This window comes from Caulobacter sp. S45 (assembly GCF_903642205.1).
In the GTDB taxonomy this organism is placed as follows: domain Bacteria; phylum Pseudomonadota; class Alphaproteobacteria; order Caulobacterales; family Caulobacteraceae; genus CAHJWH01.
On record NZ_CAHJWH010000103.1, the window covers coordinates 1 to 11,896 of the forward strand.

11 protein-coding genes, 1 other RNA gene and 1 pseudogene are annotated in these 11,896 nt (G+C 69.4%); 8 read left to right on the forward strand and 5 right to left on the reverse strand.

Features of this window, described 5'->3' with window-relative positions:
• Positions 1–225 (forward strand): annotated as a pseudogene (locus HUV06_RS10780) (hypothetical protein); the annotation flags it as partial.
• A 12-nt stretch (positions 226–237) separates the two neighbouring features.
• Here the strand turns inward: HUV06_RS10780 and msrB are convergent.
• A complete protein-coding gene (gene msrB / locus HUV06_RS10785; RefSeq protein ID WP_174301285.1) occupies positions 238–732 on the reverse strand; it encodes a peptide-methionine (R)-S-oxide reductase MsrB in 495 nt (164 codons plus the stop codon).
• Between the two features lie 158 nt (positions 733–890).
• Between msrB and HUV06_RS10790 the strand changes: the two genes are divergently transcribed.
• The 3 genes from HUV06_RS10790 to grxD all read left to right on the forward strand — a co-directional run bounded on the left by HUV06_RS10790 (position 891) and on the right by grxD (position 2,430).
• Complete coding sequence (locus tag HUV06_RS10790) at positions 891–1,127, forward strand: BolA/IbaG family iron-sulfur metabolism protein (protein ID WP_174301275.1); 237 nt, start codon at positions 891–893, stop codon at positions 1,125–1,127.
• Between the two features lie 5 nt (positions 1,128–1,132).
• Complete coding sequence (locus HUV06_RS10795; RefSeq protein ID WP_174301276.1) at positions 1,133–1,993, forward strand: aldo/keto reductase; 861 nt, start codon at positions 1,133–1,135, stop codon at positions 1,991–1,993.
• A 77-nt stretch (positions 1,994–2,070) separates the two neighbouring features.
• Positions 2,071–2,430, forward strand: coding sequence for a Grx4 family monothiol glutaredoxin (grxD, locus tag HUV06_RS10800; protein ID WP_174301277.1), 360 nt, complete (start codon positions 2,071–2,073; stop codon positions 2,428–2,430).
• A 129-nt stretch (positions 2,431–2,559) separates the two neighbouring features.
• On the opposite strand, the gene HUV06_RS10805 is transcribed toward grxD, so the two are convergent.
• A complete protein-coding gene (locus HUV06_RS10805; protein WP_174301278.1) occupies positions 2,560–5,949 on the reverse strand; it encodes a class I SAM-dependent DNA methyltransferase in 3,390 nt (1,129 codons plus the stop codon).
• Between the two features lie 132 nt (positions 5,950–6,081).
• On the opposite strand from HUV06_RS10805, the gene HUV06_RS10810 reads away from it, so the two are divergent.
• On the forward strand, positions 6,082–6,510 hold the full coding sequence (locus tag HUV06_RS10810) for a hypothetical protein (protein WP_174301279.1): 429 nt from the start codon (positions 6,082–6,084) through the stop codon (positions 6,508–6,510).
• 36 nt (positions 6,511–6,546) lie between these two features.
• On the opposite strand, the gene ppa is transcribed toward HUV06_RS10810, so the two are convergent.
• Together ppa and HUV06_RS10820 are read right to left on the reverse strand one after the other, a co-directional pair.
• On the reverse strand, positions 6,547–7,086 hold the full coding sequence (gene ppa, locus HUV06_RS10815; RefSeq protein WP_174301280.1) for an inorganic diphosphatase: 540 nt from the start codon (positions 7,084–7,086) through the stop codon (positions 6,547–6,549).
• A 72-nt stretch (positions 7,087–7,158) separates the two neighbouring features.
• Entirely contained in the window at positions 7,159–7,515 is a 357-nt protein-coding gene (locus HUV06_RS10820; RefSeq protein WP_174301281.1) for a TIGR02301 family protein, read from the reverse strand.
• 170 nt (positions 7,516–7,685) lie between these two features.
• On the opposite strand from HUV06_RS10820, the gene HUV06_RS10825 reads away from it, so the two are divergent.
• Positions 7,686–8,213: a hypothetical protein gene (locus tag HUV06_RS10825; protein ID WP_174301282.1), complete on the forward strand. Its 528-nt coding sequence runs from the start codon at positions 7,686–7,688 to the stop codon at positions 8,211–8,213.
• Here the strand turns inward: HUV06_RS10825 and HUV06_RS10830 are convergent.
• A complete protein-coding gene (locus tag HUV06_RS10830; RefSeq protein WP_174301283.1) occupies positions 8,200–10,170 on the reverse strand; it encodes a PAS domain-containing protein in 1,971 nt (656 codons plus the stop codon). The two genes, HUV06_RS10825 and HUV06_RS10830, sit on opposite strands and share 14 nt — an antisense overlap.
• Positions 10,171–10,291: 121 nt before the next feature.
• Between HUV06_RS10830 and ffs the strand changes: the two genes are divergently transcribed.
• Both ffs and HUV06_RS10840 read left to right on the forward strand, forming a co-directional pair.
• Positions 10,292–10,388: signal recognition particle sRNA small type (gene ffs / locus HUV06_RS10835), an RNA gene on the forward strand.
• A gap of 143 nt (positions 10,389–10,531) precedes the next feature.
• Positions 10,532–11,896 (forward strand): DNA polymerase III subunit gamma/tau (locus tag HUV06_RS10840; RefSeq protein WP_174301284.1); only part of this gene is annotated, 1,365 nt, incomplete at its 3' end.

The following is an 11,896-nucleotide window of genomic DNA, read 5'->3' on the forward strand; positions in this document are numbered from 1 at the left end:
GCCGACGGCGAGGCAACCCTGCCCGTCGGCGTGATCGCCACCTATGTCCAGGACGGCGAGATGCGCACCGACCAGTCGATCTACCGCCTGGGCTACGCCTGGCGGTCACGGCTGCTGGGCGGCCCACGCCTGGCGCTGCAGGGCGTGTCTCTGGTCCGCCGGAGCGTGCGGGGCGATCTCAGGACGTCCGTTGAAGCCGCCTGGCGGCGGGGTGGCCAGGGCTGAGCCAGACCGCCGCTAGCTGCCCGTCTCGGCCTTGAGGCTGGCTTCCCCCCGATGCATCGGATCGGGGAAGGGTTCGTCCTGGGCGGCGAACTGCAGGGAGACGGAGTTGATGCAGTAGCGCAGCCCGGTCGGCCTGGGCCCGTCGGGAAAGACGTGGCCCTGGTGGCTGTCGCAGCGCGCGCAGCGGGTCTCGGTCCGCGTCATGCCGTAGCCGCGGTCCACGATGGCCCGCACGTGTTCGTCGTCATAGGGCGTGGTGAAGGAGGGCCAGCCGGTGCCGCTCTCGAACTTGGCCTGGGCGCGAAACAGCGGCAGCCCGCAGAGCCTGCAGCAGTAGGCGCCCGCCTTCTTGTTGTTCAACAGGCCGCCGCAGAAGGGCGCCTCGGTGCCGTGGTTCAGCAGCACGCGCTTCTCCTCGCCGGTAAGCGCCGCCTCCAACGACTGGCGCTCCTGGGGCGACGGCGGGGTAAGATCGAAGCCCGAGGCGGAGCGGTGGGCGGCGTGCATCGCTTGGGTCCCGTCAGGCGTCATCTCGGCTCCTCGCAATCGGCGAGCATCCGATATAGGTGCGTTTACGCCGCTTCACCATTAACGGCTCGGTCAAGCTCCCGGGCTAGATTGGAGCAGAATCGGGTCGCTGTCCGTAGCGCCCGCGGGGGCGGACCATGCCGATGTCGGTGTCAGACCTGGACGCCAGCCTGCGCGCCGCCTTCCCTGACGCCGACATCTCGATCGACGACTTGGCCGGCGACGGCGACCACTACCGCGCCCGCATCGTCAGCGACGTCTTCAAGGGGCTGTCCCGGGTGCGCCAGCACAAGCTCGTCTACGCCGCGCTCGAAGGCCGCATGGGCGGCGAGCTGCACGCCCTGGCGCTCGAGACCGCGGCGCGGGAAGGCTGAGGGCCATGCGCTACCGCCCCTACACCAGCACCGGGCTGTCCAGCTCGGCCATAACCCTGTCGCTGCGCGCGGGCCAGACGGCGGCGCAGGCCCACAGGCTGACCTGCGCGGCGCTCGAGCTGGGCGTCAACAGCTTCAGCTTTGCGGCCGGCGACATCGGTGCGGCCGAGGCGCTGAGGCAGGCGGTGGCGGTCGCGGGACGACGGGTGCTGATCGTCATGCTGCGGCTGGACCTGGACGGTCCGCCCTTCGAGCGTCAGGTGCGCACCGCGCTGGCCGCCAGCGGCGCAACCTACCTGGATGCCCTGATGCTGGACCAGCCTGCGCCCGGCGTCCTCACACGAAGCGAGTTGGCCGAACTTGAGGCGGTCCGCCAGGCGCGGCTGACGACCCGCTTGGCGCTTGCGGGCGACGCGCTGACCACCGACGAGTACCTTCCCAAGATCGACTTCGACGTGCTGGCCATCCGGTACAACATCTGTTCGGGCTGGCCGGAGCGGAACCTGCTGAAGCACGCCGCCCAGCGCGGCATGACCATCCTCGGCTACGGACCGCATATCGACGCCGCAGAGCCCACGCCGAGCGCCCCGGTGATCCGGGGCCTGGCCCGCCTGATCCGGCGGCCGCACATGGCCAGCCCCGAGGTCTACGCCTTCCTCGACCAGACACGCGGCTGGACCGGTCCGCAGATCACCTTGGGCTATGCCTTGACCGAACCCGGGTTGGCCAGCGTCATCGTCGAGCCGGACAGCCCGCAGACCCTGGAGAGCCTGGCGGAGGCGGTGGAGCGCGAACTGCCGGCCGGCGTCGCCGCCCAGATTGAGATCGCCCGGTTCGCCGCCACCGCCCGCCAAAGCGTGGCCTGACCCGGCCATGGCTTGATATGACGCGCCGGTCGGCCTAGCTCTGGGTTCGTCGCTCGCCCCGAGGAGCCCAGCCCGTCATGACCGACACCCTCCACCAGACCGCCGAACCCGCCCAGGCTGCGGACGGCTTCATCGCCAAGACTATCGCCGAACATCCGGTGGTGCTGTTCATGAAGGGCGTGCCGGACCAGCCCAAGTGCGGCTTCTCCTCGTTGGTGGTGCAAATCCTCGACCACCTCGGCGTGGATTTCGTGGGCGTCGACGTGCTGCAGGACGAGAGCCTGCGCCAGGGCGTCAAGAGCTTCAGCGACTGGCCGACCATCCCGCAGCTCTATGTGAAGGGCGAGTTCGTCGGCGGCTCCGACATCGTGCGCGAGATGTTCCAGGACGGCGAACTGAAGACCATGCTGACCGCCAAGGGCCTCCTGAACGCCTGACCGTTCGCGCGTTAGGCCCGGAGACGGCCGTCCCCCCCGCACACCGCGGTTTGGACCCCTGCAGGCACTCAGCGCGGTCGGGTGGCCAAGCGATCAAGCCTGCGATGAAACTCGTGCGGTGATTTTCCTTCAGGCGGCGAGCCGCGCCAGGAAGCGACCGTCGGGCGTCACTCTGATCTGACCATATTGAGCCAGCACCAGCAGAGCGCGTTCGACATCCTCCATCAGGCGGCGCCGTCGGCTTTTGAAGCAGGCGGCGGTTTCGGAGACGCTCATCGGGCTTCCACGTGCCGCCAGCATCGTCAGCACAACCTCGGACTGCTCGTCGGGGTCGGTGGGGAAGGGTGGCAAGGCGGCTGTGCGATGCGCTGGCGCCACTTGCATCGGATCGCTTGCCCCGCGGCCGACCTCCGGGCCGGCGAAACGCCCCCGTTGGTAGTCGGGTCGCAACCACCTTATCTTGCCGCCGGCCTCCTCGCGGCGTCTCTCCTGGTTCAGGTCGAACAGCCGGGCGAGCAGGTCGGAGTCTGGGAGCGCCAAGGGCCAGCCGTAGGCCTGCAGCACAAGGGCGTCGAGTTGGGCGTGAAGTTCCTGCAGGATCAGGATGCGGCCCTGAGCGAGCAGCGCGGCGTCAACGCCGGCGCCTCGCGCCGCCAGGGCGTTGTAGAGGGCCGTGAGGGTGAGCTGCGGATGCTCGGCCTGGACCTGCACACGGGTCGTGGCCAGCTCCTCGGCCACCTCGCCTATGCGGCGGCGCAGGGTCCGGCTTGGATCGGGAAAGGGGAAGGGCTCGAAGCAGGCGGACTTGGTGTAGCGCGGCCGGTCCTCCAGCACCGCGCCGGTGGCCAGGGCCCAGGCGAGGTGCACGCGAGACGACAGCACCCCCAGGTGGAAGCTCTCCGATAGGCCGAAGTTGACCAGCATGTTGTCCGCTCGCACGCCCGCAGGCACGAAGACGAAGATGCGGTGCTTGGCCGTCTCGGGCGTGGCGATGTAGCGGGGCAGGGCGGCGGTGAAGCTCCGGTACGTTTCGTGGGTGGCGCCGAACCACCACCAGTGCTCGCGACGGAACGCCATACGGTTGGCGTCGCGGTGCGGCTTCACCGAGGCGAGCAGGTGCTGGTACACTTCGGGAAAGCGGGCGCACACCGTTTCGGAAGCCAGCGGGTAGAGGTCGATCACCCAGGCGTCGCGGGACTGCTGGGCGATGTCACGACCATTCAGGTACGGGCGGATATGCGCCTCCAGCCCGGGGCGGCGGCCTAGACCGAGCTCCCGCGCACGCCCATGGCTGACGATGAAGCCCGCGCCGTGAAGCTTCACGCCCGGGGAACAGAGTCCCCGGTTGGCCAGCAGGGGCGTGGCCTTGGTGAGGTCGACGCCCACGCTCAGGTCGCTGTTGATGCGTCCCGGCGACCGCCTGAAGTCGAGCTGCGGATCGTCGCCGTCCAGCGCGCCCTCGCCCACGATCTCCAGGCGCATGCCCTCGCCCGGGCCGCCCTGCGCCACGGTCATGGCGACCCGCACAGCCGCTGCGTCAGGCGCCGCGCGCGTCCAGGGATGGTCGGCTATGGCATAGACCAAATGCAGCGGCCGTTCGCCGTTCAGATGGCGCTCCAAGGTCTGGCGCTGGAAGCTCTGGGTCAGGGAGTTGGTGGTGACGAAGCCGAAGCGGCGCAGGCGCGATCCCTCCTGCACCAGCCGTTCGGCGGCGTGGTCCCACCAGTACATGACCAGGTCGGCGCTGCGGTTCATCTGCGGATGGGCGGCCCACAGAGCCTCGGCATAGAGGTCGCCCAGGCGCGCGCGCAGGTCCTTGCCGCCCATGAACGGCGGATTGCCGACGATGAAGTCCACCTCCGGCCATGCCGGGCGACGCGGGTTCGGCAACGCCTCGATCGAGCGTCCCCCGCTCTGCACCACGCCTGGAAAGGGGTAGCCGTCCCAGGTGAGCACGGCGTCGCGAATCTGGACCGTCTCGTAGGCTTCCAGGATCGGTTCGGCCGGATGGCCAGCGTGGGTGCGGTAGTGAATCTGCAGGAAGCCGATCCACAGCACCAGCTCGGCGATCACCGCGGCGCGCGGGTTCACCTCCAGGCCGAGGAACTGGTGCGGGTTGACCATCTCCAGCGCGAGCAGTTCCGGCGCGCCGAGCTGCACCAGGGTCTCCAGCACCTCGGTCTCCAGGCCCTTGATCAGCTCCAGCGCGATGTAGAGGAAGTTGCCCGTGCCGCAGGCCGGATCGAGCACCCTGAGCTTGCGCAGGTAGTGGTGAAACCTGCGAGCCCATTTCTGCGCACGCTTCGGCGCGCCTTCGTTGCGTGCGCGCTCAATCTTGCTGAGAGCCTTCTGCCAGTCGGCCCGAAGCGGCTCCATGATGACCGTCTGAACCATCCGCTCGACATGTCGGCGCGGCGTGTAGTGGGCGCCGAGCCGTCTTCGCTCCTCAGGATCGAGTGCGCCCTCCAGGAGCGCGCCGAAGATCGAAGGCTCCACATCCGCCCATGACAGGGCCGCAGCGTCGCGCAGTGCGCGGATCGCCTCCGGCTCGAGCGGGTAGACGGTGCTGTGGTGGAACAGCCGGCCGCCGAAGTAGGGGACGTAGGCGTTGAAGTCGCTGAAGTAGCGGCCTTCGCGCAGCGGATCGTTCATCTTGACCCACAGTTCCCGCATCAGCGGCGCAAAACTGTCCGGATGGGCGATGCAGCGGTCCAGCAGCTCTACCAGCCCCCGTTCCGGCAGCAGGCCGACGCTGCAGGCGAACATCGTGAAGATGCAACGCATCAGGAACTGGGCGACATCGTGCGGGATCACGCCCCGTGTTTTGGCGGTGCGCTCCAGGTTACGGGAGACGATCGCGAGCTGTCTGCCGATTTCGCGGGTGGCGCGTTGCTTGATCGAGCCGGGATCCAGGCTCCTGGGATCGGTCCAGATCGCTTTGAGGCGACCGAGAACGTCCTCCTTGCGCAGGTCTTCGAGGAAAATGCGGTAGGTCCGCCGATCCGGGAAATAGGTGTAGTTGCGCCCCGTGCCGCTGAAGTCGGCGTAAATCTCCAGCACGGCGCCGATGTCGCAGACGATCAGGAAGGGCGGCGCCTCGTGGTCGGGCGGCAGGTGGTCGACGTAGCGTTCCGCCTGTTGGCGCGCATGGCGCATCAGCTTGTCCCAGCCCCGTGCGCCGAGCCGCCGCCCTCGGTAGGGGGACGGGTCCAGGTCACCTTCGCCGGCGGCGAGACCCGGCGGCCGGTTGCGGCCGCCCGTCATGCGCGATTGTTTCGCCTCCAGGATGAAGCAGCCGCGCTTGTAGAGGTCTATCCAGCCGTAGACCCCTTCTCCCTCGCTTTCCCGCAGGCGAACGACCCGTTCAAAGACGTAGTCGCCGAGGCCGCCCGGCTCCGCCGCCTGAGGCCGCTGCGCTCCCATCAGGCTGCAGACATCGCAAAAGAACAGGTGCGCGTTGGAGCGCTCCGCCCCGCCGGGCTTGCCCAGCCACGCTGCAAGGAAGGCTTCGATCTCCACGGTTCACCGACCCTCCCGCGTTGAACAACCATGACGACATCAAAGTCGTCAAGGTTGTGTCTGCGGTGAGGCGGGAAGTCGCGTCAACAGGATCCACTTGCACGCTCGATGCCCGGACGGCAGGAAGGCTGGATGCGCCGTGGAGCTCTCCTGTGCATCCCAGCCCTCGCCCTATGGGGACCAGCGCAGGGGGCGCCGGACTCTTCGGCCAAGCCGAAGCAGGTCTATATCGACCTCCAGCCCGTAGGCCTTCCCGCGGTTGTCCATGGGCGGCTGGTGAACTACATCTTCGCCGACATACGGGTGGTGCTGGCCAGGGGCGTCGACGCCTCCAAGCTCCAGGAATACGAGCCGTTCCTGCGTGACGCCCTGGTGCATGCGGGGACCCGCACGCCGTTCAACCTGCCGCAGGACGGCGTCCATCTCGACGAGCCGAGGCTCAAGGCGGAGATACTCAGGGAGGCCGCCGCGGAGGTGGGCCCCGGCAAGGTGGTGAGCGTCGAAATCCGCTCTCAGACCCCCCAGCGCCGGACGGGCATACCCGGAGGCGCCCAGCCCTGAGGGGCGCCCGATCGGCGACCTAGGCGGGCGGCGCCCTCAAGCCTTGGACGTGCCCTTGGCGCGCTCGATGCTCTGAAGGATCAGAGCGGCGGCCTCCTCGACCCCGTCCCAGCGCACGATGTCCACCGACTTGCCCTTCTCCAGGTCCTTGTAGTGGGCGAAGAAGTGGGAAATCTGCTCGGTCAGGATGGAGGGCAGAGAGGTCCAGGACGAGACGTCCTTATAGAAGGGATGCAGCTTGTCCACCGGCACGGCCAGCACCTTCTCGTCTTTGCCGGCCTCATCGCTCATCAGCAGCACGCCGATGGGGCGGCAGCGGATGATGGCGCCGGGCACCACCGGGGTGGAGCTGACCACCATGATATCCATGGGGTCGCCGTCCTCGGCCAGGGTGTGCGGGATGAAGCCGTAGTTGGCCGGGTAGAACATGGCCGTGTGCAGGAAGCGGTCGACGAAGATCGCCCCGGAGTCCTTGTCGATCTCGTACTTCACCGGCTCGCCGCCCTGGGGGATCTCGATCACCGCGTACAGGTCGTACGGCGGGTTGGGGCCGATGGCGATCTTGCTGAGGTCCATAGGTGTCCGGCGATCCGTAAAGATTGGTGCGGCGCTATAGCATGCCCGCGACGCAAGGGAAGGCGAAGGGCGTCAGGGCTGCGGGTCGGCGGAGAGGCGCTGGGCCAGCGCTGCGCCGCGCTGCGCCACCGCGCGCTCGGTCGCCCGGGATCGCCGGCTGCACTCGACGAACTGCGCTTGGCGCGCGGCGAAGCCCGCGTTGAAGCTTTCCACCAGCTGCGCCCGGGCGGCGTCATCAGCGGCTTCCTGGGACTCCAGCCGCTGCATCCGTCCAAACCACGTCGACTCGCCCGGACCTGCGCATAGGCGACGCAGGGCATGGGCCTCGCCCAGGGTATAGGCGAGTTGCACCACGACCTGCCGATCCGCGCCCGTGCGGCGGGGCGCTTCCTGCGCTCCCGCTGCGTCGGCGAGGACCAGGAGGCCCATGCAGAGGCCGCCGACGGCTGATCGGGCGCCACGGTTCTGGCGGCTGGGCTGGTTTTTCATGAGCTGTGAGGAGGCTTGGCGGGAGAACGCACCTTAAAGCGCAGGCAGCGGCCCCGCCAAGGATTCCCAAGACGGCCGAGTCGAGGCACCTTTGCGTCAGGAGGCCGATCATGCCTATGCCGCCGCAGCACCAAAGACCTTGCCGGATTCCGGCGATCCTGCCCCGCTGGTTCGCCTGGTTCGCCTTCATGGCCCTCGCCGGGTGCGCCCAGCCGCCGGCCTATGTCGCCGTCAACCATCAGCGGCTGGTGCCGCTCACCGCCGCCGACGTCTGGCGCCGGCTGCACCTCTTCCTGCAGGACCAGGGGATCACGGTCGTGTCGGAGGATGCGGCCGCGGGCACGATCGACGCGCGCCAGGCCGTCTCCGGCAAGGGACTGCTGGTCTCTTACGCGGACTGCGGCGGGGGGTTCGACCTCATGCATACGCTGCAGAGCCAGACGCTGAACCTGACCATCCTGGTGAAACCGGCATCGGACGGCGCGCAGGTCACCGCCAACGCCGCCTTCAGCCAGACGCTGCGGGCCCGGCGTGCGGGCGCCCTGACGGTCGCCTGCCACAGCAACGGCGTGCTGGAGAGCGCGGTGCTCAACGTGGCGTCGGGCCAGCCCATGGAGGCGGCCGTCATCCCGCAGTAGGCCGGTCCGGCCAGCCGACGAGGTCGGGGACGTCGCTGCGGCCCCGGTCGGCCAGGCCGGCATAGGGCGCGGTCAGCCGCCATCTGACGCCGTCCGCGGCGTAGTCGAGCTTCACCTCGCCCCCGAACTCCGCCGCGGTCGCGCGTTCGATGAGACGCGAGCCGAAGCCCTGGCGGCTCGGCGGGACCACCGCGGGACCGCCGGTCTCAATCCAGCTGAACTGGAACATGCCGGCCCCGAACCCTTCCGCCACCCGCCAGTCCAGGCGCACCCGTCCGGTCCCGTTCGACAGGGCGCCGTACTTCAGCGCGTTCGTCGCCAGTTCGTGCAGCGCCAGGGTCAGCTGCAGCGCCGGTTTCGGCCCGAGCTGCACGGGGCCGCCGCAGATATCAAGGCGGGCGCGTGGCAGGCTGAGGGCGGAGACCACCTGTTCTACGACCTCGGCCGTGGAGGCTGCGGACCAGCTCTGCAGGGTGAGCACGTCGTGCGCCCGGCTCAGCGCCTGGATGCGCCCGGCGATGTCGGCGCGTACCGTTACGACGTCGCTCGCGCCGCGAAGCGAGGCATCGACGAGGCTCTGCACCAGCGCCAGCGTGTTCTTCACCCTGTGGTTCAGCTCGTGCACCAGCAGCAGGCGGTGCGCCTCGGCGCGCTTGGCCTCGGTCACGTCCTCCAGCACGCCCATGAAGCGCGTGCAGACGCCGTCGCTGAAGCGGCTGCGCCCGACGCCGGAAATCCAGCGTTCCTGGCCCGTGTCGGCGTTGTGCACCCGGTAGACCTCGCGATAGGGACCGCGGCGCTCCGGATTGATGGCGGCGTCCTGAGCCTCGATCACCCGCTGGCGATCGTCAGGGTGGAGGCGCGAGAAGACCAGGGCCCTGTCCTGCGCCTCCTCCAGCGTGACCCCGAACATCTCCAGGGCGCGTGCGTCGTAGAAGCGGCGACCATTGACGAGATCATGGTCGAACCGGCCCAGGCGCGCCGCGTCCATGGCCATCTCCCGGCCGGTGTCGGCCTCCCTCAGCCGGTCCTCGGTGAGCTTGCGTTCGGTGATGTCCACGGAGATGCCCGGGAAGCGGGCCGGCCGGCCTTCCCGGTCATGCAGGCAGCGACCGCGGGACGAGGTCCAGGCCACCTGTCCGCCCCCCCGCATCAGCCGGTATTCCTCGCGGAACGGCTCGCCGGTCCCAAGAGCCTCGGCGATAGCGTCGGACAGCCATCTTTGGTCGTGCGGATGGACGTTGGCGAGGAAGGCCGCCATGGACACGCCGCCCGCCGCCGCCGTGGGATCGATGCCGTACTCGCGGGCCGTCTCCGCGCTGGCGACGATGCGGTCCGCCTCCACGTCCCAGTCCCACCAGCCGACCTCCGCGGACTCCAGCGCGCTGAGCAGCCGGCCTTCGCGCTGCAGGCTGGCCAGGGCGACCGCCTGCTCCCGCTGCGCCATCACCTCGCGGTCCCGCACGGCCAGACGCATCCGAAGCTGCGGCTCGACCTGGTCGGCGAGCACGCGCAGCACGCTTGCCTGCTCCGCGGTCAGGCCTTCGGGACGGGGCTGGACATCGAGCACGCAGAGCGCACCCAGCGGCGCGCCGTCCGCCGCCCGGATCGGGGCTCCGGCATAGAAGCGCAGGAACGGTTCGCCGGTGACCAGGCGGTTATCGCTGAAGCGCGCGTCCTGGTGGGTGTCGAGGACGATGAACAGGTCGTGCCCGTGCATGGCGCGCGAACAGAAGGACACGTCCCGCGGCGTCTCAGACACCTCCAGGCCGACGCGCGCCTTGAACCACTGCCGCTCTGCGTCCACCAGGCTGATCGCCGACATGGGCGCGCCGCAGATGGCCGCTGCGGCCTTGGCCAGGCCGTCGAACGCCGCTTCCGGAGCCGTGTCGAGCACGTCGTAGCCATAGAGGGCGTGCAGGCGGCCGGCTTCGCTGACGGTGTCGATGCTGTCCATGATCTCGGGGCCGGCGCGTGGGGAGCCGCCAGCGTCAGCCCTAACATCCAAGCCTGCGGCGGAACAGCGCCTCCAGGCGGCTCCCTTGCGCGTCGTCGCCGCACGCGCGATATAGCGCGCCGGAGGCTGGCGGCGGGCGGAGCCCTCGCCAACCCGGTCAGGTCCGGAAGGAAGCAGCCGTAACGAGCCAAGTTTCGGGTCGCCGTCCAGTCTCCACCCACCTGCCCATCAGCGGTAGTGCGTCGGCCCCGCCCTTCGACAGGCTCAGGACGAGGCCGATTGGAGAGGTCGATGCTCAGGAGGAGAGGTCCTCCCATAGCCTCATGCTGAGCTTGTCGAAGCACGAGGCGGCCCCGCGCGGATGAGCGACGCAGATTTCGACCTGACCGAGGACCTCGCCGAACGCGACCCAGATACCTCCGACATGTTCGGGGCTCCCGCCGCCGCACTGCCGCTGGCTGCGTCCTCCGCCGCCTACCAGGTGCTGGCCCGCAAGTACCGGCCGCGCCGGTTCGAGGACCTGATCGGGCAGGAGGCGATGGTACGCACCCTGGCCAACGCCTTCACCTCCGGCCGCATCGCCCACGCCTTCATGCTCACGGGCGTCCGGGGCGTCGGTAAGACCACCACCGCCCGCCTTCTCGCCCGCGCCCTGAACTACGAGTCCGCCGAGGTGCACGCGCCCACCGTCAACCTCTCCGAGGAGGGCGTGCACTGCCGCTCCATCATCGAGGGCCGGCACATGGATGTGCTGGAGCTCGACGCCGCCACCCGCACCAAGGTCGACGAGATGCGCGAGCTGCTGGACAGCGTACGCTACGGCCCGGTGGAGGCCCGCTACAAGGTCTACATCATCGACGAGGTGCACATGCTGTCGACGGCGGCGTTCAACGCGCTGCTGAAGACGCTGGAAGAGCCGCCGCCCCACGCCAAGTTCATCTTCGCCACCACCGAGATCAGGAAGGTCCCGGTCACCATCCTGTCCCGCTGCCAGCGCTTCGACCTGCGACGGGTCGAGCCGCAGGTGCTGGTGAAGAACTTGGAGGCGATCTGCGCGCAGGAAGGCGCCCGGGTCGAGCCGGAAGGACTGGCCCTGATCGCCCGCGCCGCCGAGGGGTCGGTGCGCGACGGCCAGTCTCTGCTGGACCAGGCCATCGTCCAGGCCGAGCATGGCGAGACCGTCTCCGCCGCCGTGGTGCGCGACATGCTGGGCCTGGCGGACCGCAGCCAGACCATCACCCTGTTCGAGCACCTGATGGGTGGCCGTGCGCGCGAGGCGATCGAGGCGTTCCGCACCCTCTACGGCTTCGGCGCGGACCCCGTGCAGGTGATGCTCGACCTGCTGGAGCACGCCCACGGCTCATCGGTCGCGCGGATGCTCGGGCCGGAGGCGCTGGGCCTGCCGGGCGAGCAGGCGGCGCGGCTGACAGCCATCGGCGCCCAGGCCTCGCCCGCCATCCTCTCACGCCTGTGGCAGATGCTGCTGAAGGCGCACGAGGAGGTCCGCACCGCACCCCAGCCCGTCGCCGCCGCCGAGATGGCGCTGCTCCGGCTGTGCTACGCCGCCGACCTCCCGAGCCCGGAGGAGGCGCTGAAGGCGCTGCAACGCGGCGATGCGCCGTCCCTGCCGCAGCCGCCAGCCACCCCGTCAGGAGGGGGCGGCGGCGCTCGCGCGATCGCGGCCGGCGGCGCGGTGCAGGCGAGCCTCCGGCCCGTCCTGACGGGG